General features: G+C 57.7%; 23 protein-coding genes and 6 tRNA genes. 9 read left to right on the forward strand and 20 right to left on the reverse strand.

All coding sequences use genetic code 11. The annotated features are described in order from the left end of the window. Nucleotides 1–33 precede the first annotated feature (33 nt). The 15 genes from N2K86_RS16915 to mltB form a co-directional block, all read right to left on the reverse strand. Nucleotides 34–110: transfer RNA gene (locus tag N2K86_RS16915), tRNA-Arg, on the reverse strand. A gap of 160 nt (nucleotides 111–270) precedes the next feature. Then, a tRNA-Arg gene (locus N2K86_RS16920) sits at nucleotides 271–347 on the reverse strand. Between the two features lie 29 nt (nucleotides 348–376). Further along, nucleotides 377–453: transfer RNA gene (locus tag N2K86_RS16925), tRNA-Arg, on the reverse strand. 29 nt (nucleotides 454–482) lie between these two features. Then, nucleotides 483–559 (reverse strand) — tRNA-Arg (locus N2K86_RS16930). Nucleotides 560–623: 64 nt separating this feature from the next. After that, nucleotides 624–700: transfer RNA gene (locus tag N2K86_RS16935), tRNA-Arg, on the reverse strand. Between the two features lie 4 nt (nucleotides 701–704). Next, nucleotides 705–797, reverse strand: a tRNA-Ser gene (locus N2K86_RS16940). Nucleotides 798–1139: 342 nt separating this feature from the next. Beyond that, nucleotides 1140–1325: a carbon storage regulator CsrA gene (gene csrA, locus N2K86_RS16945; protein ID WP_000906486.1), complete on the reverse strand. Its 186-nt coding sequence runs from the start codon at nucleotides 1323–1325 to the stop codon at nucleotides 1140–1142. A gap of 241 nt (nucleotides 1326–1566) precedes the next feature. Then, complete coding sequence (alaS, locus tag N2K86_RS16950) at nucleotides 1567–4194, reverse strand: alanine--tRNA ligase (protein WP_260659370.1); 2628 nt, start codon at nucleotides 4192–4194, stop codon at nucleotides 1567–1569. A gap of 131 nt (nucleotides 4195–4325) precedes the next feature. Continuing rightward, nucleotides 4326–4826 (reverse strand): recombination regulator RecX, encoded by a 501-nt coding sequence (gene recX, locus N2K86_RS16955; protein WP_042713545.1) that lies wholly within the window; start codon nucleotides 4824–4826, stop codon nucleotides 4326–4328. A 69-nt stretch (nucleotides 4827–4895) separates the two neighbouring features. Further along, complete coding sequence (gene recA / locus N2K86_RS16960; RefSeq protein ID WP_028014189.1) at nucleotides 4896–5954, reverse strand: recombinase RecA; 1059 nt, start codon at nucleotides 5952–5954, stop codon at nucleotides 4896–4898. Between the two features lie 89 nt (nucleotides 5955–6043). Next, a complete protein-coding gene (pncC, locus tag N2K86_RS16965; protein ID WP_260659371.1) occupies nucleotides 6044–6541 on the reverse strand; it encodes a nicotinamide-nucleotide amidase in 498 nt (165 codons plus the stop codon). 129 nt (nucleotides 6542–6670) lie between these two features. After that, entirely contained in the window at nucleotides 6671–7549 is an 879-nt protein-coding gene (locus N2K86_RS16970; protein WP_260661711.1) for a metal ABC transporter substrate-binding protein, read from the reverse strand. A 14-nt stretch (nucleotides 7550–7563) separates the two neighbouring features. Continuing rightward, on the reverse strand, nucleotides 7564–8424 hold the full coding sequence (locus tag N2K86_RS16975; RefSeq protein WP_260659372.1) for a metal ABC transporter permease: 861 nt from the start codon (nucleotides 8422–8424) through the stop codon (nucleotides 7564–7566). Next, complete coding sequence (locus N2K86_RS16980) at nucleotides 8421–9074, reverse strand: metal ABC transporter ATP-binding protein (RefSeq protein ID WP_260659373.1); 654 nt, start codon at nucleotides 9072–9074, stop codon at nucleotides 8421–8423. Before N2K86_RS16980 ends, N2K86_RS16975 begins: the two co-directional genes overlap by 4 nt. Before the next feature lie 311 nt (nucleotides 9075–9385). Beyond that, entirely contained in the window at nucleotides 9386–10486 is a 1101-nt protein-coding gene (gene mltB / locus N2K86_RS16985) for a lytic murein transglycosylase B (protein WP_260659374.1), read from the reverse strand. A 252-nt stretch (nucleotides 10487–10738) separates the two neighbouring features. Between mltB and srlA the strand changes: the two genes are divergently transcribed. From srlA to gutQ, 7 genes are all read left to right on the forward strand, one after another. Continuing rightward, nucleotides 10739–11302 carry a PTS glucitol/sorbitol transporter subunit IIC gene (srlA, locus tag N2K86_RS16990; RefSeq protein ID WP_260659375.1) on the forward strand — a complete coding sequence of 188 codons (564 nt, stop codon included), beginning with the start codon at nucleotides 10739–10741 and terminating at the stop codon, nucleotides 11300–11302. Beyond that, nucleotides 11299–12258, forward strand: a complete 960-nt coding sequence (gene srlE / locus N2K86_RS16995; protein WP_059312440.1) for a PTS glucitol/sorbitol transporter subunit IIB — start codon at nucleotides 11299–11301, stop codon at nucleotides 12256–12258. Before srlA ends, srlE begins: the two co-directional genes overlap by 4 nt. A 12-nt stretch (nucleotides 12259–12270) precedes the next feature. After that, on the forward strand, nucleotides 12271–12633 hold the full coding sequence (gene srlB, locus N2K86_RS17000; RefSeq protein WP_008499554.1) for a PTS glucitol/sorbitol transporter subunit IIA: 363 nt from the start codon (nucleotides 12271–12273) through the stop codon (nucleotides 12631–12633). Nucleotides 12634–12647: 14 nt separating this feature from the next. Continuing rightward, the gene (srlD, locus tag N2K86_RS17005; RefSeq protein ID WP_260659376.1) at nucleotides 12648–13427 is read left to right on the forward strand and encodes a sorbitol-6-phosphate dehydrogenase; all 780 of its coding nucleotides are present in this window, start codon (nucleotides 12648–12650) and stop codon (nucleotides 13425–13427) included. Nucleotides 13428–13494: 67 nt separating this feature from the next. Further along, nucleotides 13495–13854 (forward strand): transcriptional regulator GutM, encoded by a 360-nt coding sequence (gutM, locus tag N2K86_RS17010; protein WP_260659377.1) that lies wholly within the window; start codon nucleotides 13495–13497, stop codon nucleotides 13852–13854. A gap of 63 nt (nucleotides 13855–13917) precedes the next feature. Continuing rightward, nucleotides 13918–14691 (forward strand): glucitol operon DNA-binding transcriptional repressor SrlR, encoded by a 774-nt coding sequence (srlR, locus tag N2K86_RS17015; protein ID WP_010434430.1) that lies wholly within the window; start codon nucleotides 13918–13920, stop codon nucleotides 14689–14691. Next, nucleotides 14684–15649 (forward strand): arabinose-5-phosphate isomerase GutQ, encoded by a 966-nt coding sequence (gutQ, locus tag N2K86_RS17020; RefSeq protein ID WP_260659378.1) that lies wholly within the window; start codon nucleotides 14684–14686, stop codon nucleotides 15647–15649. The genes srlR and gutQ overlap by 8 nt, the downstream gene beginning before the upstream one ends. Here gutQ and norR read toward each other — a convergent pair. Beyond that, nucleotides 15646–17160 (reverse strand): nitric oxide reductase transcriptional regulator NorR, encoded by a 1515-nt coding sequence (gene norR, locus N2K86_RS17025; protein ID WP_260659379.1) that lies wholly within the window; start codon nucleotides 17158–17160, stop codon nucleotides 15646–15648. The two genes, gutQ and norR, sit on opposite strands and share 4 nt — an antisense overlap. 186 nt (nucleotides 17161–17346) lie before the next feature. On the opposite strand from norR, the gene norV reads away from it, so the two are divergent. Together norV and norW are read left to right on the forward strand one after the other, a co-directional pair. Further along, nucleotides 17347–18795, forward strand: coding sequence for an anaerobic nitric oxide reductase flavorubredoxin (gene norV / locus N2K86_RS17030; protein WP_260659380.1), 1449 nt, complete (start codon nucleotides 17347–17349; stop codon nucleotides 18793–18795). After that, on the forward strand, nucleotides 18792–19925 hold the full coding sequence (norW, locus tag N2K86_RS17035; protein ID WP_260659381.1) for an NADH:flavorubredoxin reductase NorW: 1134 nt from the start codon (nucleotides 18792–18794) through the stop codon (nucleotides 19923–19925). Before norV ends, norW begins: the two co-directional genes overlap by 4 nt. Before the next feature lie 285 nt (nucleotides 19926–20210). On the opposite strand, the gene N2K86_RS17040 is transcribed toward norW, so the two are convergent. From N2K86_RS17040 to N2K86_RS17055, 4 genes are all read right to left on the reverse strand, one after another. Continuing rightward, entirely contained in the window at nucleotides 20211–21233 is a 1023-nt protein-coding gene (locus N2K86_RS17040; RefSeq protein WP_260659382.1) for a HoxN/HupN/NixA family nickel/cobalt transporter, read from the reverse strand. 1 nt (nucleotide 21234) lies between these two features. Continuing rightward, complete coding sequence (hypF, locus tag N2K86_RS17045; RefSeq protein ID WP_260659383.1) at nucleotides 21235–23451, reverse strand: carbamoyltransferase HypF; 2217 nt, start codon at nucleotides 23449–23451, stop codon at nucleotides 21235–21237. Nucleotides 23452–23457: 6 nt separating this feature from the next. After that, a complete protein-coding gene (hydN, locus tag N2K86_RS17050; RefSeq protein WP_174340997.1) occupies nucleotides 23458–24003 on the reverse strand; it encodes an electron transport protein HydN in 546 nt (181 codons plus the stop codon). 134 nt (nucleotides 24004–24137) lie between these two features. Then, nucleotides 24138–25151: a LacI family DNA-binding transcriptional regulator gene (locus N2K86_RS17055; RefSeq protein ID WP_260659384.1), complete on the reverse strand. Its 1014-nt coding sequence runs from the start codon at nucleotides 25149–25151 to the stop codon at nucleotides 24138–24140. Nucleotides 25152–25250 lie beyond the last annotated feature (99 nt).

The following is a 25250-nucleotide window of genomic DNA, read 5'->3' on the forward strand; positions in this document are numbered from 1 at the left end:
AGAACTAAACATTGAAGGGAAAGACAGAAGAGATGGTGCATCCGGGAGGATTCGAACCTCCGACCGCTCGGTTCGTAGCCGAGTACTCTATCCAGCTGAGCTACGGATGCATCGGGAAATGCTTTTAGAAACAGTAAATGGTGCATCCGGGAGGATTACTCGGCTGCGCCTCGCCCTTCGGGCCGTTGCTAAAGCAACGTTATCCTCCCTGGTGCTTGCGATTAACTCGCAGACCTTGAAACAACAGCATCGCTGTTATCTCGGAGAATATGGTGCATCCGGGAGGATTCGAACCTCCGACCGCTCGGTTCGTAGCCGAGTACTCTATCCAGCTGAGCTACGGATGCATCAGGGAACTGCTTTCAGAAATAGTAAATGGTGCATCCGGGAGGATTCGAACCTCCGACCGCTCGGTTCGTAGCCGAGTACTCTATCCAGCTGAGCTACGGATGCATCAGGGAACTGCTTTCAGAAATAGTAAATGGTGCATCCGGGAGGATTCGAACCTCCGACCGCTCGGTTCGTAGCCGAGTACTCTATCCAGCTGAGCTACGGATGCATCGGGATTTACTACTGTACTGCTCGATATTCATATCACTTCTAAAGCAATATGAAGTAATAGATGGTGCATCCGGGAGGATTCGAACCTCCGACCGCTCGGTTCGTAGCCGAGTACTCTATCCAGCTGAGCTACGGATGCAAAATGGCGGTGAGGCGGGGATTCGAACCCCGGATGCAGCTTTTGACCGCATACTCCCTTAGCAGGGGAGCGCCTTCAGCCTCTCGGCCACCTCACCACACAACGCCTCTTTCGAGTGCTTCGAGTATCTCGTTAAGAGCTTCTCGTCGCTGCGTGGCGCATATATTACTTTCTGGGACTTATAAGTCAAACAATTTTCCACAACCTTTTATCGTTTGCACAAATCGCACGCAATTCGCATGTAAAAGCTGCAAAGAGGGTGTTTTATAAGCGGATTTTGCAGACATCTTCACAGAAAACTCTTGTGAGAAACACGCAGTCAGGGCGAGATAAGAGTGAGGGAGAGGTTAAAAACAGAGCGATTGAAATAGAACGGTAACTTTATGCAGGAAAAATGGCAGGAGGGTTGCGTCTCGCCCGACAGCGAGACGCGACAATATCAGTAACTGGACTGCTGGGATTTTTCAGCCTGGATACGCTGGTAGATCTCTTCACGGTGGACAGATACTTCTTTAGGAGCGTTAACACCAATACGTACCTGGTTACCCTTTACCCCTAAAACTGTCACGGTGACCTCATCCCCAATCATGAGGGTCTCACCAACTCGACGAGTCAGAATCAGCATTCTTTGCTCCTTGAAAGATTAAAAGAGTCGGGTCTCTTGTATCCCGGCATTATCCATCATATAACGCCAAAAAGTAAGCGATGACAAACACGTAAAGTGTAAGCAGTCACGGCATCACATTCTGTTAAACGTAAGTTTAGCCGATATACACAAACTCAACCTGACTTTATCGTTATCGATAGCGCAGTGAACAAGACGCCATAACGTTACCGCTATGGCGTCTGCTTGTGCTTTGTAGTTATTACAGTTTTGCGCTTACCCAGCTTTCAACGCTGGCCAATGCCGCAGGAAGTGCCGCCGCATCCGTACCACCGGCTTGCGCCATGTCCGGACGACCGCCACCTTTGCCACCCACCTGCTGGGCGACCATACCAATCAGTTCCCCTGCTTTGACGCGGTCGGTCACATCCTTAGAGACGCCCGCAATCAGAGAAACCTTACCTTCTGCCACTGTCGCCAGCACGATAACGGTAGAACCAAGCTGGTTCTTGAGATCGTCGACCATAGTACGCAGCATCTTAGGCTCAACGCCCGCCAGATCGCTGACCAGCAGTTTGACGCCCTTAATGTCTACAGCCTTGCTGGAGAGGTTTGCACTCTCCTGCGCCGCAGCCTGCTCTTTCAGCTGCTGCAGCTCTTTTTCCAGCTGACGCGTGCGATCCAGCGCAACGCGCACTTTCTCGCCCAGGTTCTGGCTATCACCTTTCAGCAACTGCGCGATGTCGTGCAGCTGATCGCTCTGCGCATGCAGGCTGGCGATTGCGCCTTCACCGGTCACCGCTTCAATACGACGCACACCTGCCGCCGTACCTGATTCGGATACAATGCGGAACAGGCCGATGTCACCGGTGCGCGATGCGTGCGTACCACCGCACAGCTCGGTAGAGAAGTCGCCCATGCTCAGCACGCGAACGCGGTCGTCGTATTTCTCGCCAAACAGCGCCATCGCACCTTTTTTCTTCGCGTCCTCGAGCTCCATGATGTGAGTCTCGATTGGCAGGTTACGACGGATCTGCGCGTTCACCAGATCTTCCACCGCGCGGATTTCAGACGGTTTCATCGCTTCAAAATGCGAGAAGTCGAAACGCAGCACTTTGTCGTTAACCAGAGAACCTTTCTGAGCAACGTGCGTACCCAGCACGTCGCGCAGGGCGGCGTGCATCAGGTGCGTTGCTGAGTGGTTCAGACGAATGCGCGCGCGGCGTGCTTCATCAACGTTAGCCTGTACGCCCTCTCCCACTTTCAGAGAACCGGAAACCAGTTTGCCCTGGTGACCAATCGCCTGACCGTATTTCTGAGTGTCGCTGACGCTGAAGCTAAAGCCGTTGCCTTTCAGCTCGCCTTTATCACCAACCTGACCGCCGGACTCCGCGTAGAACGGAGTTTTGTCCAGAATGACAACCGCATCCTGACCCGCGCTGATGCTGTCCACGGCTTTACCGTCAACAAACAGGGCGGTCACTTTGCCGGTCAGTTCCAGCGCGTCATAACCTTTGAATTCTGATGCGCTATCAACGCGGATCATCGCGTTGTAGTCCGCACCGAAACCGCTGGATTCACGCGCACGACGGCGCTGCTCTTCCATCGCGGCTTCGAAGCCCGCTTCGTCAACTTTGATGTTGCGCTCGCGGCAAACGTCCGCTGTCAGGTCAACCGGGAAGCCGTAGGTGTCGTACAGGCGGAAAGCGGTTTCGCCATCCAGCGTGTCGCCCTTAAGCTTCGCCAGCTCCTCGTCCAGTAGCGCCAGGCCGCGCTCCAGCGTACGCGCAAACTGCTCTTCTTCGGTTTTCAGAACTTGCTCAACCTGCGCCTGCTGACGTTTCAGCTCGTCACCGGCTGAACCCATCACGCCAACCAGTGGCCCAACGAGTTTATAGAAGAAGGTGTCCTTCGCGCCCAGCATGTTGCCGTGACGGATGGCACGACGAATGATACGACGCAGCACGTAGCCACGGTTTTCATTCGACGGGATAACGCCGTCGGCAATCAGGAACGCACAGGAACGAATGTGGTCTGCGATAACGCGCAGCGATTTGTTGCTGAGATCGGTCGCACCGGTCACCTCCGCGACGGATTTGATCAGCGTGCTGAACAGGTCAATGTCATAGTTGGAGTTAACGTGCTGCAGTACTGCGGCAATACGTTCCAGACCCATACCGGTATCAACGGACGGCTTCGGCAGCGGCTCCATGGTACCGTCAGCCTGACGGTTGAACTGCATGAAGACGATGTTCCAGATCTCAATATAGCGGTCGCCATCTTCTTCAGCGCTTCCCGGAGGGCCGCCCCAGATGTGGTCACCGTGATCGTAGAAGATCTCGGTGCACGGACCGCAAGGACCGGTATCACCCATCTGCCAGAAGTTGTCAGACGCATAAGGTGCGCCTTTGTTATCGCCAATGCGAATAATACGTTCGCGCGGGATACCAACTTCTTTTTCCCAGATTTCGAACGCTTCGTCATCGGTTTCGTAAACGGTAACCCACAGACGCTCTTTCGGCAGGTTGAACCAGTTTTCACCGGTCAGCAGTTCCCATGCGTACTGGATAGCATCGTGTTTGAAGTAGTCGCCGAAGCTGAAGTTACCCAGCATTTCGAAGAACGTATGGTGGCGCGCGGTGTAACCGACGTTTTCCAGATCGTTGTGTTTACCGCCCGCACGCACGCAACGCTGTGAGGTTGTGGCGCGGGAATAATTACGCTTGTCGAGACCAAGGAAAACATCCTTGAACTGGTTCATCCCGGCGTTGGTAAACAGTAAAGTCGGGTCATTGTTCGGTACCAGGGAGCTGCTGGCAACAACCTGGTGTCCCTTACTATGGAAAAAATCGAGAAACGCCTGACGGATCTCAGCGGTGCTCTTGCTCATAATTATCCTGAAATCAAGCTAACGAAATGTCGTAGCAGGTCTGTATCGGTAAACCGTTGGACAGACCAGCTACTGGAAAAAGTGGGAATAAGATAAGTTTTCTTGGGTGGGAAGTAAAATCCCGCATGCGTTCAATCGGCAAAATTACGCCAGATATCCTGAATATCTTCCATCAGAAAGCCGCGGTAGAGCAAAAAGCGCTGGATTTTGACTTTTTCTGAAAATTCACGCGGCAGCGGTTCACCGTATTTCCGAATCGCCTGTTCTTTTGCCAATTCGCACCAGTCGGTATCGCATTCGCGCATCGCTTTTTCGATGGATTCCCGGGCAACCCCTTTCTGGTTCAGCTCCTGCCGAATGCGCGCAGGTCCGTAGCCTTTGCGGCCACGGCTGGCAAGAAAGCGGGAAGCAAAGCGCTCGTCGTCAAGATAGTGATGCTCATAGCACCAGGCGATCACGCGGTCGTAATCTTCTGCTGAAGCATCAATCTCTTCCGGTCCGTTTTTGCTCATCACGGGTGCGGAAAGTTTTCGCCGCAGCTCCTGCTCACTGTGGTCACGGACAGCAAGGATGCGCACCGCGCGATCGAGCAGTCGTGCGTAGGCGGGTCGGCGTGATGTGGATTCACTCATAAAAAAACCTGCAGATTCAGAAATGCAAAAAGGGCCGCATCAGCAGCCCTTCATCTTTACACGAGAGACTTAAAAGTCTTCGTTGGTTTCTTCAGCATCCGCGGCATCCACCACGAAATCAGGTTTGGAGTCCTGGTTGTTCAGCAGAAGCTCACGTACCTTCTTCTCGATCTCTTTCGCTGCAGCCGGGTTCTCTTTAAGCCAGGAGATAGCATTCGCTTTACCCTGACCAATCTTGTCACCGTTGTAGCTGTACCATGCGCCCGCTTTTTCAATCAGCTTTTCTTTCACGCCCAGGTCAACCAGCTCACCGAGGAAGTTGATGCCTTCGCCGTAGAGGATCTGGAACTCAGCCTGTTTAAACGGCGCGGCGATTTTGTTCTTCACAACCTTCACGCGGGTTTCGCTACCGACCACGTTCTCACCCTCTTTCACCGCGCCGATACGGCGGATATCCAGACGGACAGAGGCGTAGAATTTCAGGGCGTTACCGCCGGTAGTGGTTTCCGGGTTACCGAACATCACACCAATCTTCATACGGATCTGGTTGATGAAGATCAGCAGCGTGTTGGACTGCTTCAGGTTACCGGCCAGCTTACGCATCGCCTGGCTCATCATACGTGCCGCGAGGCCCATGTGAGAGTCACCGATTTCACCTTCGATTTCCGCTTTTGGCGTCAGTGCCGCGACGGAGTCGACGATGATGACGTCAACCGCACCAGAACGTGCCAGCGCGTCACAAATTTCCAGCGCCTGCTCACCGGTGTCCGGCTGGGAACACAGCAGGTTGTCGATATCAACACCCAGTTTACGGGCATAGACAGGGTCCAGCGCGTGCTCAGCATCGATAAACGCACAGGTTTTACCTTCGCGCTGCGCCGCTGCAACAACCTGCAGGGTCAGGGTGGTTTTACCCGAGGATTCCGGTCCGTAGATTTCTACGATACGGCCCATCGGCAAACCGCCAGCGCCCAGTGCGATATCCAGAGAAAGCGAACCAGTGGAGATAGTTTCCACGTCCATGGAACGGTCTTCACCCAGGCGCATGATGGAGCCTTTACCGAATTGCTTTTCGATCTGGCCCAGTGCTGCCGCCAACGCTTTCTGTTTGTTCTCGTCGATAGCCATTATTACTCCTGTCATGCCGGGAGAAGCGACTGCGCTTCACCGTGGATTTCTGTTCTGTTGGTGCAATTATACTGTATAGTCATACAGTATCAAGTATTTTGTAGAAATTGTTGCCAGAGCGTTTTCAATGCGTATTCCGTTGCCTGGCGGCGTACGCTTTCGCGGTCGCCACTGAAGCACTCCCGACGGGTGATCCCTTCCCCTTTGGACGTGGCAAACCCAAACCAGACGGTGCCGACAGGCTTCACATCGCTGCCGCCATCCGGCCCTGCGATACCGCTGATGGAAATGGCGTAATCTGCACGCGCCTCTTTCAGCGCACCAATGGCCATCTCAATCACCACCGGTTCGCTCACCGCGCCATGCTGTTCGAGTGTCGATTCACGGACGCCAATCATCTGTGCTTTAGCTTCGTTACTGTAGGTCACAAAACCGCGTTCAAACCAGGCGGAACTTCCGGCAATGTCCGTAATCACTTTGGCAACCCAACCGCCAGTACAGGACTCCGCCGTTGTGAGGGTCGCCCCACGCTGTTTAAGCGCCAGCCCTACCACTTCGCTAAGCTGCATCAATTCATGGTCAGTCATTCTCGCTCCAGGCATCAGAAAAACGTGCTGCACAAGATAGCACTTTCTCGTCAGATATGGGGATGAGCTTGCGGTTTTACGAGGGGACTTCAGAAAAAAGCCGATGCAGGCGCACCGGCTCTGGGCACGTTATTTCATGCTGTTCGCAATCGTATCGACATTGTGACGAAACGCCTTAACGTAGGTGTCCGCTACGCCGCCTTTTGACGACAGCGCTTCCGGGTAGAGTTCGCCTCCCGGCTGCGCACCCGTGGCGCTGGCAATCTGTTTCACCAGTCGCGGGTCAAGCTGGTTTTCCATGAACCAGGTTTTTACGCCGTCGGCTTTAATCTGATTAATGATCTCAGCCACCTGTGCCGCACTGGCCTCGCTCTCTGACGACAGCCCCTGCGGGGCCATAAACGTCACGCCGTAGGCGCGGCTGAAATAACCGAACGCGTCATGGCTGGTCAGCACCTTGCGCTTATCCTTCGGGATCGCGCTAAAACGCGTTTTGGCCCAGCTATCCAGCTGGTTAAGCTGTGCGATATACGGTTTTCCGGAAGCTTCCAGCGCAGCTTTATCTTCCGGGTCAGCGTTCACCAGCCCGTCCAGAATATTTTGTGCATACAGCGCCCCGTTCGCCGCGCTGTTCCACGCGTGCGGATCGGTCACGGTTTTACCGTCCTCTTCCAGCGTGTGGGTTTTCACCCCGGTAGAGGCCACCACCAGTTGCCCCTTAAATCCGGAGGCCTTCACCAGCCGGTCGAGCCAGCCCTCCAGTCCCAGACCGTTGACCACCACCACATCAGCCTTATTCAGCGCCGCGCTGTCTTTCGGTGACGGTTCGAAGGTATGCGGGTCGCCGTCCGGCCCTACCAGCGTCGTCACTTTCACGTGGTCCCCTCCCACTTCCTGAGTTATGTCACCCAATATTGAAAAACTGGTCACCACGTTGAGCGTTTTCGCCATCACACCGTGCGACATCATCCCCAGCGCGAGCGCCACAGCTAACCCTGTACGTTTCATCATTTCTCCTTGCGTTAAAAAAGCGCCCGCAGGCTGCCAGCCAGCCTGCTGCGCGTGCCAAATAAAACAGAGATAAAGAACAGCGCGCTGGCGGTGAGCACGATGGATGGCCCCGCAGGCAAACTCGCCGCCCAGGAGAGGCTTAAGCCCAGCCACGCACAGAAAATACCGCTGATACCCGCCGTCAATAACAACCCAGGTAACGTGCGTACCCAGCAGCGTGCGGCCACCGCGGGGAGCATCATCAGCCCGACGGCCATCAGCGTGCCAAGTACCTGAAACCCGGCCACAAGGTTAAGCACCAGCAGCGCCAGAAACAGGCCATGCAATAAGCCAGGTAACCCGCGAGCATTCACCTGCAGCCAGGCGGTATCAAAGGCTTCTGTCACCAGCCCGCGGTAGAAAATCGCCAGCGTGATAAGAGTGACGATGCACACACCGGTGACAAACAGCGCGGCGTTGTTGTCCACCGCAAGAATGGAGCCAAACAACAGATGCAGCAGATCGACATTCGACCCGCGCAGCGACACCAGCGTGACCCCCAGCGCCAGCGAGCCAAGATAAAACCCGGCAAAGCTGGCATCTTCTTTCAGCGGCGTGCGTCGACTGACCAGACCGGCCAGCAGCGCCACGGTAATTCCCGCGATAAAACCGCCAATACTCATCGCCAGCAGCGACATACCGCTGAGCAAATACCCCACGGCGACACCCGGCAAAATGGCGTGAGAAAGGGCGTCGCCCATCAGGCTCATCCGGCGCAGCTGAAGAAACACGCCGAGCGCGGTGGTGCTGACGGAGAGCGCCAGGCAAACCACCAGCGCGCGACGCATAAAGCCGTACTCAATAAACGGCTGAAAAAAGAGATGCCAGATCATGCCACCCTCACCCGCTCGGTTTTCCACTGGGGAACGTCAGCATCCAGCCGTAACGTCTGCGGGAAATGGCGCGACACGCGCTCGCTGTCGTGCAGTACCGCGAGCAGCGTTTGCCCCTGCATATACATCTCCAGCATCAGGTCCATCAGCACGTTGCAGGTGGCTTCATCGACCCCGGTAAAGGGTTCATCCAGCATCACCAGCGGTGCCTGCTGTACCAGGACGCGGGCAAACAGCATGCGCTGAAACTGTCCGCCGGAGAGTTCATCGATGGTGGATAACGCCATGGATCCCAGCCCCACACGCTCAAGCGCGCCACTTATGCGCAGACGCGCTTCGCGGCGAAAACCGGCGAAAAGGGAAATACCGGGCCAGCAGCCCATGCTTACCACGTCCTGTACGGTCAGCGGAAACTGCGCCTCCAGCGCGTGACGCTGTGCCAGCCAGCCGATTACCGGGCGCTTACCCTGCCAGCGGAAGCCGCCGCTGACGGGAGGGATAAACCCCGCCAGCGTTTTCAGCAGCGTGGATTTTCCGCAGCCGTTAGCCCCGATAATGGCGGTCATGCTTCCGCGCTCAATCGTGCCCGAGAGGGGCCACGTAACGGGCTGGCGGTCATAGCCCGCGACCAGTTCGTTCATCACAATCATGGCAATGCCACCGCCCAGCGCACGGCCAGCCCGATAAAGACAACAAGCACCAGCGCCAGCAAAAGCCGAACCAGGGCAGAGAGAGAAAAAAGGGACGTTGACATCTCGACATCCATTAAACGTTATAACATAACAATAATAAAAGGTAGTTAAGATGTAAATGGCCGGTTTGAAAAGGGAGTATGGCGAAATGTTTCTACAAACTTCCCTCTCCCGTGGGAGAGGGTTAGGGTGAGGGCATCAGGCCGCACCGTGCGTGCAGCCATGCCGGGTGGCGGCGTTGCCTTACCCGGCCTACCCGCTGGTACGACTTACTGACTAAACGGCGATGCCGCCGGCACCCGGGCCTGCGATACCGCCAGCCCCAGCTGCCACACCGCCATTGCATAGTGGGTGCTGTGGTTATAACGGGTGATGGTGTAGAAGTTCGGCATGCCGTACCAGTACTGATAACCGGTTCCCACATCCAGACGCAACAGACTCACCTGATCGACATTGCCCAGCGGCTGCGTTGGCGTTAAGCCTGCCGCCGTCAGCTGTGCAACGCTGTATTTGGTTTTGAAACCGTTTTCCAGACCAAACGCCTCGCCGTTTGCCTGCACCGCAACTTGTCCACCCGGCGTCCAGCCGTGCGCTTTGAAGTAGTTCGCCACGCTGCCGATGGCATCCACCGGATCCCACAGGTTGATGTGACCATCACCGTTAAAGTCGACGGCATATTGCTTATAGGAGGACGGCATAAACTGACCGTAGCCCATCGCACCGGCAAACGACCCTTTCAGATCCAGCGGGTCGTCCTGTTCGCTGCGCGCCATCAGCAGGAAGGTTTCCAGCTCGGAAGAGAAATACTCCGCGCGGCGCGGGTAGTTAAAGGAGAGCGTCGCCAGCGCATCCAGGATGCGGGTTTTACCCATCACGCGGCCCCAGCGGGTTTCCACGCCAATAATCCCGACGATGATTTCAGGCGGTACGCCGTAGGTCTGCCACGCGCGGTTAAGCGCATCTTCATACTGATTCCAGAACACCACGCCGTTTTGCACGTTGTCCGGGGTAATAAACTGTTTACGATAGCGCAGCCACGCACCGTTTGGTCCGGTCGGCACTTGTGCCGTCGGTGCCTGGCGGTCCATCAGGCGCAGCACGTAGTCCAGACGCTTGGCCTGAGACAAAATTTCATGCAGCTGCTGTCTGTCAAAGCCGTGTTTGCTCACCATTTTATCGATGAACTGCTCGGCCGCCGGGTTATTCGCGAAGTCGCCGCCCATCTGCATCATATTGTGCTGCGGCTCCAGCAGGAATCCTCCGGATGGCGCACCCGCCGTTTGCTGAACGGCTTCGGTCTTAGGTTTACTACTACAGGCAGACAGCAGAATAAGCGCTGGCAACAGCGCTGCATAACGACGCTTGAACATGAGACATCCATTTAACGGGTTCGATAAGAACCCAGTATGGTAAAGCATCCGCAACACCTCAAGGAAGTGGTACGCACCTCCCCAACCCAAATCCGCGCTTTTTTCCACCGAAAACCATTGACCCCATCAATAAACTTTCAAAATAATCTATTTTTCTTTCATTGTGAGATCTAACTAACACTTTAAAACCTTTCAAAGTGATTATTATTAACCGCAGTTATACAAAACAAAAAAGCCCCACAGGAGAGAAGAATGATAGAAACCATCACCCACGGCGCCGAGTGGTTCATCGGGCTGTTTCAGAAAGGCGGAGAAGTGTTCACCGGCATGGTGACCGGGATCCTGCCCCTGCTGATCAGCCTGCTGGTGATCATGAACGCGCTGATCAACTTTATCGGCCAGCAGCGCATTGAACGCTTCGCCCAGCGCTGTGCCGGGAATCCTCTGTCCCGCTACCTGGTATTACCGTTCATCGGCACCTTCGTGTTCTGTAACCCGATGACCTTAAGCCTCGGTCGCTTCATGCCGGAAAAGTACAAGCCGAGCTACTATGCCGCCGCCTCCTACAGCTGCCATTCCATGAACGGCCTGTTCCCGCACATCAACCCCGGTGAACTGTTTGTCTATCTCGGGATCGCCAGCGGTCTCACGACCCTTGGCCTGCCGCTCGGCCCGCTGGCAGTGAGCTACCTGCTGGTCGGCCTGGTCAGCAACTTCTTCCGCGGCTGGGTGACGGACCTCACCACCGCCATTTTTGAGAAAAAAATGGGCATCCAGCTTGAACAGAAAGTCCATCTGTCAGGAGCCACAGCATGAACCGGATCCGCATTGAGAAAGGCACGGGCGGCTGGGGCGGCCCGCTGGAGTTCGACGCCACCGAAGGCAAAAAGATCGTCTACATCACCGCAGGCACGCGCCCGGCGATCGTCGACAAGCTGCGCGAGCTAACCGGCTGGGAAGCGGTCGACGGCTTCAAAGAAGGCGAACCGCCGGAGGCGGAAATCGGCGTGGCGGTGATCGACTGCGGCGGCACGCTGCGCTGCGGTATCTATCCGAAGCGCCGCATTCCGACGGTGAATATTCACTCCACCGGAAAATCCGGCCCGCTGGCGCAGTACATCCTTGAGGACATTTATGTCTCAGGCGTGAAGGAGGACAACATCACTCTGGTGAATGGGACGCCTGCGCCGCAAAAAGCGGCCCCGCGCGAGTACGACACCAGCAAGAAAATCACCGAGCAGAGCGACGGCCTGCTGGCAAAGGTCGGGATGGGCATGGGTTCCGCCGTGGCGGTGCTGTTCCAGTCCGGGCGCGACACCATCGACACCGTGCTGAAAACCATCCTGCCGTTTATGGCGTTCGTCTCGGCGCTGATCGGCATCATCATGGCGTCCGGCCTGGGCGACTGGATTGCCCACGGCCTCGCCCCGCTCGCCAGCCACCCGCTCGGGCTGGTGACGCTGGCGCTGATCTGCTCCTTCCCGCTGCTGTCGCCGTTCCTCGGCCCGGGCGCGGTGATTGCTCAGGTCATCGGCGTGCTGATTGGGGTGCAGATTGGTCTGGGGAACATTCCTCCGCACCTCGCCCTGCCCGCTCTGTTTGCCATTAACGCCCAGGCGGCGTGCGACTTCATCCCCGTTGGGCTTTCGCTGGCCGAAGCGCGCCAGGACACCGTGCGCGTGGGCGTACCATCGGTGCTGGTCAGCCGCTTCCTGACGGGCGCGCCGACGGTGCTGATTGCCTGGTTTGTCTCCGGCTTTATTTATCAATAAGAGGTTCCTGCGATGACCGTCATTTACCAGACCACCATTACCCGCATCGGCCAGAGCGCGGCCGACGCGCTCAGCGACCAGATGCTGATCACCTTCCGCGAAGGCGCCCCGGCGGATATCGAAGAGTTTTGTTTTATCCATTGCCACGGCGAGCTGAACGGTGAGCTGAAGGCCGGAAGCCAGCTGGAGCTGGGCGAGGCGCGCTATGCCGTCACCGCCGTTGGCGACGTGGCCGAGCAAAACCTGCGCGAGCTGGGGCACATCACCCTGCGTTTCGACGGCCAGCCGCAGGCCGAGTATCCCGGTACAGTTCACGTCGCGGGCCCGGTTCCGCAGGCTGTCACCCCAGGCTGTACGTTAAAATTTGTTGCGTAATTAAGGAGAAACACATGAGTCAGGTTGCCGTTGTCATTGGTGGAGGACAAACCTTAGGCGAGTTCCTCTGCCGTGGGCTTGCCGCAGAGGGTTACCACGTGGCGGTAGTGGACATCCAGAGTGAAAAAGCTGCCCGCGTGGCGGACGCCCTCAACACCGAGTTTGGCGAAGGAATGGCGTACGGGTTTGGCGCCGACGCCACCAGCGAGCAAAGCGTGATGGCGCTGGCCCGCGGCGTGGACGAGATTTTTGGCCGCACCGACCTGCTGGTCTACAGCGCGGGCATTGCGAAAGCGGCCTTTATCAGCGATTTTGAGCTGGGGGATTTTGACCGCTCGCTGCAGGTGAATCTGGTGGGCTATTTCCTCTGCGCCCGCGAGTTTTCCCGCCTGATGATCCGCGACGGCATTCAGGGGCGCATCATTCAGATCAACTCGAAATCCGGGAAAGTGGGCAGCAAGCACAACTCCGGCTACAGCGCGGCGAAGTTTGGCGGCGTGGGGCTGACGCAGTCTCTTGCGCTGGATCTGGCCGAGTACGGCATTACGGTGCATTCGCTGATGCTGGGCAACCTGCTGAAATCGCCGATGTTCCAGTCCCTGCTGCCGCAGTATGCCACCAAGCTCGGCATCAAAGCGGAAGAAGTGGAGCAGTACTACATCGATAAAGTGCCGCTGAAGCGCGGGTGCGATTATCAGGACGTGCTGAATATGCTGCTGTTTTACGCCAGCCCGAAAGCCTCGTACTGCACCGGGCAGTCGATTAACGTCACCGGTGGGCAGGTGATGTTCTGATCGAGCGGCCTGATGCCCTCACCCTAACCCTCTCCCACAGGGAGAGGGAATACAATAAGGAGCCGATATGGTCACCGCACTCATCACCGTTGCCGCCCTCGCCTGGCTTTGCCAGATGGCGTTTGGCGGCTGGCAAATCCATCAATTTAACCGCGCGTTTGATGCCCTGTGCCAGAAAGGCCGCGTGGGCGTCGGGCGTTCCGGCGGACGCTTTAAGCCACGCGTCGTGGTGGCAATCGCGCTGGATGAAAACAATAACGTCTGCGATTCCCTCATCATGCGCGGCATGACCGTCTTCGCCCGTCCGGTGAAAATCCAGGCAATCAACGGCATTTCGCTGCAGGAATTACGGCCTGATGTGATCTTTCCCCATGATCCACTCTGTCAGAATGCACTATCATTAGCGCTTAATCTGAAACATGGATAATTTCGTTGTGAAAGCTATAGACTTGCGAAATTATCATTTCGCAACCTAAGGAACGAAGCGCCTATGAAACCTCGTCAGCGGCAGGCGGCCATTCTCGAACATCTGCAAAAGCAGGGAAAATGTTCGGTAGAGGATCTGGCCCACTACTTTGACACCACCGGCACGACAATACGCAAGGACCTGGTATTGCTCGAAAACTCTGGCGCCGTCATTCGAACCTACGGCGGCGTGGTGCTCAATAAAGACGAAGCGGACCCGCCAATCGATCACAAAACGCTGATCAATACCCACCAGAAAGCGCTCATTGCCGAAGCCGCCGTAAAATTTATCCAGGACGGTGATTCCATCATTCTGGATGCAGGCAGTACCGTCCTGCAGATGATCCCGCTACTCAGCCGCTTTAACAACATCACGGTGATGACCAACAGCCTGCACATCGTCAACGCCCTGTCGGAGTTCGATAGCGAGCAGACCATTCTGATGCCCGGCGGCACTTTCCGCAAAAAATCGGCGTCATTTCACGGTCAGCTGGCGGAGAATGCCTTCGACCACTTCAGCTTTGATAAACTGTTTATGGGTACCGACGGCATCGACCTGAACGCGGGCGTTACGACGTTCAACGAGGTATTCAGCGTCAGTAAAGCCATGTGCAACGCCGCGCGGGAAGTGATTTTGATGGCAGACTCGTCGAAGTTTGGCCGCAAAAGCCCCAACATTGTCTGTAGCCTTGAAAGCGTTGATAAGCTGATTACCGACGCGGGTATCGATCCGGCGTTCAAGAAAGCGCTGGAAGAGAAAGGAATCGACGTGATCGTAACCGGAGAGAGAGATGAGTGATTTTCTGTTAGAAACGGGCCGCCAGACGCTGATGCTGGAGCTGCAGGAAGCCAGCCGCCTGCCGGAACGTCTGGGCGAAGATTTTGTCCGCGCCGCCAACACTATTATCCACTGCGAAGGCAAAGTGATCGTGGCGGGCATCGGTAAATCCGGCCATATCGGCAAAAAGATTGCCGCGACGCTCGCCAGCACCGGCACCCCGGCATTCTTCGTGCATCCTGCCGAAGCGCTGCACGGCGATCTGGGGATGATTGAAAACCGCGACGTGATGCTGTTTATCTCCTACTCCGGTGCGGCCAAAGAGCTGGACCTGATTATTCCACGACTGCAGGAAAAATCGGTCGCCCTGCTGGCAATGACCGGCAAATCTCGCTCGCCGCTGGCGCTGGCCGCCAAAGCGACGCTGGATATTTCCGTTGAGCGTGAAGCCTGTCCGATGCACCTCGCTCCGACCTCCAGCACCGTTAACACCCTGATGATGGGCGACGCGCTGGCAATGGCGGTGATGCAGGCGCGCGGCTTTAACGAAGAAGATTTCGCCCGTTCGCATCCGGCAGGTGCACTCGGGGCACGCCTGCTCAACAAGGTTCACCACCTGATGCGCACCGACGATGCCATTCCGCAGGTCAAACTCGATACCAGCGTCATGGACGCGATGCTGGAGCTGAGCCGCACCGGTCTGGGGCTGGTTGCGGTGTGCGATGACAACGGGAGCGTTGAGGGCGTGTTCACCGACGGCGACCTGCGCCGCTGGCTGGTGGGCGGTGGCAGGCTGGAAACCAAAGTGTCGGACGCCATGACCAAAGGCGGGCTGACGCTCAACGCCGGGAGCCGCGCCATTGAAGCCAAAGAGGTGCTGATGAAGCGCAAAATCACCGCCGCACCGGTGGTGGATGATGCCGGCAGGCTGTGCGGCGCCATCAACCTGCAGGACTTCTACCAGGCCGGAATTATCTAACCCTTCAGTCCCAGACGTTTCGCCAGCCTGTGCAGGTTGGCGACGTCCATCTCCAGCGCCCGGGCGCACGCCGCCCAGCTGCGGTTATTCTGCTCCAGCGCGCGGGTAATCCTCTGACGCTGAAATGCCTCCGTGGCTTCACGCAGATTTTCATTCGCTATCTCTGGCGCAGCCTGCGCGACAGCCGGTGCGGTTTCATCCTGGAGCGCAAAATGACGCGCGTGGATCACCACTTCGTCACCCGAACGCGTCGCCCGCGCCAGCACCACCGCGCGGTGGATCGCATGCTCCAGCTCGCGCACGTTGCCCGGCCAGCCGTAGCTTAGCAGATGCGACCTTGCCCCCGGGCTCAGCACCACGCGGGAAAGCCCCATCCTGAGACGGCACTGCTCGCAGAAAAAGCCCGCCAGCAGCACCACGTCGTCCCCGCGCTCGCGCAGCGGCGGCACGGTAAGCGGGAACACGCTCAGGCGATGAAACAGGTCGGCGCGGAACTGCCCTGCCAGCACCGCTTCACGCAGATCGCGGTTGGTTGCCGCCAGTACGCGCACGTCCACGCGTAAGCTACGATCGTCACCCACGCGTTGAATATCGCCATACTGCAACACGCGCAGCAGCTTGGCCTGCAGCGACAGGGAGAGCTCGCCGATTTCATCCAGAAACAGCGTGCCGTTATCGGCCATTTCGAACTTGCCGCTGCGGTTGCTGATGGCCCCGGTAAACGCCCCTTTGACGTGACCAAACAGCTCACTTTCCGCCACGCTTTCCGGCAGCGCGGCGCAGTTGAGGTACACCAGCGGGTTCACCGCGCGAGGCGAGGCTTCGTGAATGGACTTCGCCACCAGCTCCTTACCGGTGCCGGTTTCCCCGAAGATCAGCACGTTCAAATCTGAGGCGGCAACAATCTCAATCTCTTTTTTGAGCTGCGCCATGCCCGGCGAAAGACCGATCATTTCGGTATGCGCCACCTGCTCAAACGCCGCCGGGCTGCCGGGAAGAATGTTCTGGCTTTCCAGCTGTTCTATCAGCAGGGCGTTGTTCAGCGCCCCGGCCGCCAGCGCGGCAATCAGCCGTAGCTCTTCGTCGCTGAAGGTATCGAACCGATCCGGCGACATGCCGTCGAGGGTTAACGCGCCAATCAGGTTCTGCCCGGCAAACAACGGCAGGCCGATACAGGCGTGCACTTTCAGGCTCTCCTGTCCGGGAATAAGCCCGTCGTACGGGTCGGGCAAGTCGCTGTCCGCCGGGAAGCGCACCACGTCACCCGCGCGGGCGATGGTTTCCAGACGCGGATGGCCTTCAAGAGTAAAACGCCGTCCGAGCACGTCCTTCGCCAGCCCGTCGATAGCCAGCGGAATAAACTGCCGTCCCTCGTAGCGCAGCAGCGCCGAGGCGTCGCACGCCAGCACGTGCCGCAGCGTGGAGATCAGCCGCTGAAAGCGGTCCTGATGGCCGATACCGGTCTGCAGCTCAATGGCGATCTTCGCCAGCACGTCTACGGAAAAGCTCATTTTGACCTCGCTGTCATTTTGACAACCTATGTTGTCATATTGACACTGTTATTGATAGTCATAATGACTACCCATTACGGATCATGAAAAAATTAATTAAGCAAAATCAATACCTTAAAAGTTGGCACGCAACTTGATATAAGCAAAACATCTTATTTGAAAATGCTGTATTACGTAGAGGTTGCTATGTCTATTCTGGTTAAAAATAACATTCATTGGGTGGGTCAACGTGACTGGGAAGTGCGCGATTTCCACGGGACGGAATACAAAACGCTGCGCGGCAGCAGCTACAACAGCTATCTCATCCGCGAAGGAAAAAACGTGCTGATCGATACCGTCGATCACAAGTTCAGCCGCGAGTTCGTGCAAAACCTGCGCAGCGAAATCGACCTGGACGCCATCGACTACATCATCATCAACCACGCGGAAGAAGATCACGCCGGTGCGCTGACCGAACTGATGTCTTACATTCCGAACACGCCTATCTACTGCACCACCAACGCGATTGACTCTATTAACGGCCATCACCACCACCCGGAGTGGAATTTCCACACCGTGAAAACAGGTGATTCCCTGGATATCGGCAACGGCAAACAGCTGATCTTCGTGGAAACCCCGATGCTGCACTGGCCAGACAGCATGATGACCTACATGACCGGCGACGCGGTGCTGTTCAGTAACGACGCCTTCGGCCAGCACTACTGCGATGAGCGTCTGTTCAACGACGAAGTGGATCAGACCGAACTGTTCGAGCAGTGCCAGCGCTACTACGCCAACATCCTTACGCCGTTCAGCCGTCTGGTGACGCCAAAAATTACCGAAATCCTCGGCTTCAACCTGCCGGTTGACATGATTGCCACCTCCCACGGCGTGGTGTGGCGTGAGAACCCGACCCAGATCGTCGAGCTGTACCTGAAGTGGGCGGCGGACTATCAGGAAGATCGCATCACTATTTTCTACGACACCATGTCCAACAACACCCGCATGATGGCGGACGCTATTGCCCAGGGCATCAACGAGGTTGATCCGAACGTGGCGGTGAAAATCTTCAACGTGGCGCGCAGCGATAAGAATGAGGTATTGACCAACGTGTTCCGCTCTAAGGGCGTGCTGGTGGGCACCTCCACCATGAACAACGTGATGATGCCGAAAATTGCCGGCCTGGTGGAAGAGATGACCGGCCTGCGTTTTCGCAACAAGCGAGCCAGCGCCTTCGGCTCCCACGGCTGGAGCGGCGGCGCGGTAGACCGTCTTTCTACCCGTCTGCAGGATGCGGGTTTTGAAATGTCCCTGAGCCTGAAGGCGAAATGGCGTCCGGATATCGACGCCCTGGAGATCTGCCGCCAGCATGGCCGCGACATTGCCCGTCAGTGGGCGCTCGCTGCGCTGCCGGAAGTGGCGGCAGCACCAACCGAACAGCAGGAAGCCTGCGCCTGTGCCGCCGCGGCAGCCGCCGATCTCGGCCCGCGCATGCAGTGCAGCGTCTGCCAGTGGATCTACGACCCGGAACTGGGCGAGCCATTGCAGGATGTTGCCCCGGGCACGCCGTGGCGCGACGTGCCGGACAACTTCCTCTGCCCGGAATGTTCCCTCGGTAAAGACGTCTTTGACGAACTGGGTACGGAGGCAAAATGAACAACGGTATCGTCATCATCGGCTCGGGCTTTGCCGCTCGGCAGCTGGTGAAAAATATCCGCAAGCAGGATGCCAGCGTGCCGCTGACGGTGATTGCCGCCGACAGCATGGACGAGTATAACAAGCCTGATCTAAGCCACGTCATTAGCCAAAATCAGCGCGCCGACGATCTCACCCGCCAGACGGCGGGGGAGTTCGCAGAGCAGTTTAACCTGCGCCTGTTCCCGTACACCTGGATCACCGATATCGACGCCGAAGCCCACGTAGTGAAAGCAAAAGAGAAAACCTGGCAGTACGACAGGCTGGTACTGGCCACGGGTGCCTCTGCGTTTGTGCCGCCGATTGAGGGGCGCGAGCTGATGATCACCCTCAACAGCCAGCAGGAGTATCAGGCCAGTGAAACCCTGTTGCGCGATGCGCAACGGGTGATGATTGTCGGCGGCGGGCTGATAGGCACCGAGCTGGCGATGGATTTCTGCCGGGCGGGCAAATCCGTCACCCTGGTTGACCACGCGGCGAGCATTCTGTCGGCGCTGATGCCCGCAGAAGTAAGCAGTCGCTTACAGCATCGTCTGACCGACATGGGCGTCCATCTGCTGTTGAAATCACAGTTGCACACCCTGAGCAGAACCGAAGGCGGCATTCGTGCCACGCTCGACCGCAGCCGCAGCGTTGAGGTGGATGCGGTTATCGCGGCGACGGGCCTACGCCCGGAAACCGCGCTGGCGCATCGCGCCGGGGCCGAAACAGGCCGTGGCGTGAAGGTAAATAGCTACCTGCAAACCACGCAGCCCGATATTTACGCGTTAGGCGACTGCGCTGAAATTAACGGTCAAGTGCTGCCTTTTTTACAGCCGATTCAATTAAGCGCGATGTATCTGGCGAAAAACCTGCTCGGCGGAAGCGCGCCGCTGAAATTACCCGCCATGCTGGTCAAAGTAAAAACGCCGGAATTACCGCTGCATCTCGCAGGCGAAACGCAGCGTCAGGATCTGAACTGGCAAATCACCCTCGAGCCGCAGGGAATGATCGCGCGCGGTGTGGATGTCGACGGTCAGGTACACGCCTTCGTGGTCAGCGAGGATCGGATGAAGGAGGCTTTCGCTCTGCTGAAATCGCTGCCCGCTTAACCCGGAGTCTTCTGCCACGCTGACTTAACCTTTGGATTTTATTGTCCGCAGCCCCGATGTCCCGGGGCTTTTTTTTGCGCAATCTATTAGCAAGATAAATACAAATAAGGTAAATCATCGCCATAATCCATTAAATGATAATTTATATGAACATTCGAAATCTATAATTAAGATAAACAAAAAGATACGAATTTCATTTCCATGCTCAAAATCAATGCTTACTCGCTTATTTTGAACATCATCATGGCGATTTTTATTAATAAACTCAATTTATTTAGCGACAACTCAGGAATGTACGACCAGCGCGTCGTAGCCGCGCCAGCGGTAGTTGACCATGGAGACCAGCCAGCAGGCGACAAACAACCCGACCACCACAAACCCGGCGTTGCCCAGGTTGTCGTTCACCGCGCCAATCAGATCCCAGACGCCGCCGCTGAGGGCGAATTTGTCCATCAGCAGACCCAGCGCTTCCAGCCCGCCGATAAACAGCGCCACCACCACGGAGGTGCCGGTGATGGTCATGTTGTAGTAGAGCTTGCGCTGTGGTTTGTTAAACGCCCAGCCGTAGGCACCGACCATCAGCAGGTTGTCGAGCGTATCCACCAGCGCCATGCCGCTGGCGAAGAGCGCCGGGAAGATCATGATTGACCACACCGACATCCCGTTGGAAGCGCTGGCAGCAGAGATCCCGAGCACGCCGATTTCCGTCGCAGTATCAAACCCGAGGCCAAACAGGAAGCCTACCAGATACATCTGCCAGCTTTTATTGACCAGGCGGAAGGTTTTGCCGAACAACCAGTTCATGACGCCGCCCTGCGCAGGCAGCGTAATATCGCCCTGTACCGGCCTGCCGTTTTTCAGCGCCTGAAAACTGCGCCACACGCCGCGCAGGATCACCATGTTTACCAGCGCCATCGCCAGCAGGAAAGTGGCTGAAACGGCGGTGCCAATCAGGCTGCCGGTTTCGTGGAACCATTCCATGTTTTTTTGAAACGCGGTTGCGGTGGCGGCGATGGCAATGGAGGCCAGCACCACGATGGTGGAGTGCCCCAGCGAGAACCACGCCCCCACGCCGGACGGGCGTTTGCCCTGCTGCATCATCTTACGCGTCACGGTATCAATGGCCGCGATGTGATCGGCGTCCACCGCGTGACGCAGCCCGTAGCACCACGCCAGCAGGCTCGCGGCCATCAGCGCCGTGCTGCCGCTAAAGGTGTGCCATGCCCATCCCCAGGCCAGCAGGTTTGCCATTACCAGAGCCAGCAGCAGAAGCGCGGCGCGAGGTTCATTGCGTAAGAGTCGTAACATTTTAAGTCCTTTGTGAACATGACCGGGCAGCGGCGATCACCGCCTGCCCGAAGGAGATCGCTCCGTCACCTGCAGGCAGGTGCGAAGGAAAAAGAAGCGTAAAGTCAGAAAGATAATGACGCAGGCGCGCGCGCAGCAAACGGTTGTGCAACACGCCGCCGCTGAGACAGATTGTCGACAGCGATAAGCGTCGGGCATGGAGCGCGGCGAGTTCTGCCAGCCCTTTTGCCAGCGCGTCGTGAAACGCCCACGCGCGCTCGCACGGCTCAGCCTGCCAGGCCAGCCACTGCTGCCAGAAAAGCGCGAGGTTACCCGCATCCAGCGTCACCGGATGGTCGACGCCCGCGCACTGCGATGCCAGCGCTTCCAGTCTGCAGGCGGCTTCACCCTCCCAGGATTGCGCATTGATACCAATCGCACAGGCGACGGCATCAAACAGGCGACCACAGGATGAGGCTCGCGGCGCGTTGATACCGCGCTGGATCGCCGTCGCCAGCAGCGGCCAGTTCTGGCACTGTACCGCGCGCGTTTCCGGATACTGTTGCCAGTCAGGGACAAACGCCAGGCAGTGGGCGAGTAAATTGCGCCACGGCTGCCGCGCCGCCAGATCGCCGCCCGGCAGCGCAACGGCAGGCAGCCCGCCCAGACGCTCGCATGCGAGATAGTTGACCCGCAGGCACTCCCCGCCCCACAGCGCGCTGTTTTCACCCATGCCGATCCCGTCCAGCGTCAGGGCAATAACGTCTCCGCCCTCACGCGGCCAGCCGTTTTCGGCCAGGCACGCCGCCGCGTGGGCGTGATGGTGGAGCACGGTTTCGACGGGCAGCGCCTGTTCCTGCGCCCACCGGCGGGCGCGATACCCCGGATGGGCATCGCACACCACGCGCTCCGGCCGGAAGGCGTAAACGTCCTGCATCACCGACAGCGCGGAACGCCACTGCGCTTCGACACCCTCGTCGCTGAGATCGCCAAAATGCTGGCTCAGCACCGCCTGGTTCCCACGCACCAGGCAGAAGGTGTTTTTCATCTCCGCCCCGGCGCATAACATGGCGGGGATATTCTCGAAACCCGCAGGCAACGTGATGGCATCCGGTACAAAACCGCGTGCGCGGCGCAGCATCGCACCGTCCCGATCCATCACCGAATCGTCCATCCGCTGAAGAATATCGCGATTGTGCAGCAGGAAGCCGTCCGCGATGTTGCCCAGTTCATCCAGCACCTGTTGATTACGGATGGCAGGCGGTCTGCCGCTGAGGTTGCCGGAGGTCATCACCAGCGGGCGCTGGCAGTCCATCATCAGAAGGTGCTGCAGCGGGTTCGCAGGAAGCATGATGCCTAGGGTATCCAGACCGGGCGCGATACCTTCCGGCAACGCGGGCAGCCAGGCTTTTGGCGTGAGCACAATGGGTGCTGCAGGTGAGCGTAGCAGCGCCTGAACCGTCTCCGGCAGGTCATCCGCATGTGGGATCATCACCGCCAGCGGCTTCGACGGGCGCTGCTTGCGTGACCGAAGCGTCGCGACCGCCTGCGGATTACGCGCATCGCAGACGAGGTGAAAGCCGCCCAGCCCTTTAACCGCGACAATACCGCCGTTTTTCAGCATCGCTACCGCCGCGCGCAGCGCAGCCTCGCGGTCAGCGGTCATGTCACCTGCACGCCACTCAAGCGCGGGCCCGCAGTCCGGGCAGGCTACCGGCTGGGCGTGAAAACGACGGTCGGCAGGATTGCGGTACTCTGCTTCACACGGTCCACAGAGCGGGAATGGCGCCATTGCCGTGGCCGGGCGGTCATAGGGCATGGCGCGGATAATGGTAAACCGCGGCCCGCAGTGGGTGCAGTTGATAAACGGGTAGCGATAGCGGCGCTCGCGGGGGTTGCGCATTTCAGCCAGACACGCCGGACAGGTGGCAGCATCCGGCACAATCTGGGTGTCCATCGCGCCGCCCGCGCTGTGGCGGATAACAAACGCGTCCGGCAGGTTCGTCCAGGTGAACGGCTGCGTTTCAACGTGGTCAATGCGTGCCAGCGGTGGGCAGTCCTGATGCAGCCTCGCGGTAAAGGCCCCCCCATTACCCGCGAGGCGCACCAGCACGCCCTCTCCGTCGTTGCAGACATCGCCCGTTAGCTGAAGCTGATGCGCAAGCTGCCAGACGAAGGGCCGAAACCCCACGCCCTGCACCTTGCCACGCACGCGCAGCTGTACGCCGTTACTGCTCATGGCGGATCAGAACAGCAGCGATGCTGAAGTATCGAACGCCGCACGACGGCGCTTTTCGGCACTCATCTGTTCAAGCTTGTCGCGATCCACGCAGACCAGCGCGTGCGTCGGACAGGCTTCCATGCAGGCCGGGCCAGCGTCGCGGTGGTAGCACAGGTCACATTTGTTGGCTTCGGCTTTCTCCGCCCGCACGCTCAGCCCCATACCGCTGTTGCGCACGACCGGACGGACAACCACCTCCATCGCGCCATACGGGCAGGCGACCACGCAGGTTTTGCAGCCAATGCAGCGCTCCTGCATCACGTGCACAAAGCCCTTCTCGCGTTTAATCGCCCCGTTCGGGCAGACGTTCGCGCAGGGTGCGTCTTCGCACTGGCGACAGATGGCGGCGGTGGAAATATTCACGCCTTTAATGACGTGGATGCGCGGCAGGAAAGTGTCAGGCGTCAGTGAGGCGCAGTCCTGCTCCGCCTGATGGGAAACTACGCACGCCACTTCACAGGTACGGCAACCAATGCACTTACTGGCATCGGCCATAATAAAACGGTTCATCTGCTTCTCCAGCATTACAGTTATGCGCGGAGATATTCATAAACCGTGCCAATTATTAATCCTTTGATTTTTAACGGCTTTTAAAATTAGCGTGGCGCTGTCATCGTCACTTATGACGATAACAGCTGTCGACGTCACCGATACGGTCCGTCGATCACGGAGTCGCGCAGGATAAGCTCACCGGAAAAGGTTTGCTGGTATTTGAACTCACCGCCGTCAAGCATGAAGATCAGGCGGCTGATGGTCTCCTTGATCATCTCCGTCACCGGAATGCGCACGCTGGAAAGAGACGGCACCATGTACGGCGCGATTGCCACATCATCGAAGCCAATCACCGACACCGCGTCCGGCGTGGCGACACCGCTGTCGTGCAGCTGCTTCATGGCACCGATCGCCATATCGTCGTTGCTCGCCACCAGCGCCGTAAAGCGTTCACCACGGGATAACAGCTCGGCCACTGCCGCCGCACCGCTGGCCGGGTTCCATTTCCCCTGCGCAATCAGCTCCGGGCGCAGGGGAATGCCGTGCTGCATCAGCGCCGCCCGGTAACCCGAAAGACGCTCAACGCCGGTCGGGGAATCGAGTGAGCCGGTGATAAACGCAATATCCCGGTGGCCTTTCGCAATCAGCTTAGACACGGCGTCCTGGCAGGAGGCGTTATGATCGGACCAGACGCTGTGGCTGCTGTTTTTCCGCAGGCGGCGGTTGAGCACCATAATTGGCTGCTCGCATTTTTCGACGATCTCGTCCATCTCCTCAACGCTCAGGAAACGCGGGTAGATGATCACCGCGTCGCAGCGCATGTCGAGCAGATACTGAATTGCCTCGCGCTCCTCGTCGGCGCTGTGCTTACCGTCCGCGAGGATCAGCTGACGCCCTTTTTCTTCCGTCATGCGCGCGGCGTGGAACAGCAGTTCGCTAAAGTAGACGCCGTGGTAAAGGGTGTTCGTCACCACCAGCCCCAGCGTCTGGGTACGTTTGGTCGCCAGGTTGCGCGCCAGTAAATTCGGGCGATAGCCGCTCTCTTCAATGGCCTGAAACACCCGGTCTTTGGTCTCCTGGCTGACGTAGCCATTTCCCGACAGCACCCGGGAGACCGTCGCTTTCGAAACGCCTGCCCGCTTCGCCACTTCCAGCATCGTGGTCATGTTGTTATTCCGTTTGAAACTGATTAGCGCAGTGTACTGCACTGCAAAAAAATTGTCGCAGCGGCGAAATCACGCTTTGACTTACGATAGGTGATCGTC

Origin of the sequence: Enterobacter mori, from assembly GCF_025244905.1 — a bacterium.
GTDB classification, from domain to species: domain Bacteria; phylum Pseudomonadota; class Gammaproteobacteria; order Enterobacterales; family Enterobacteriaceae; genus Enterobacter; species Enterobacter mori_A.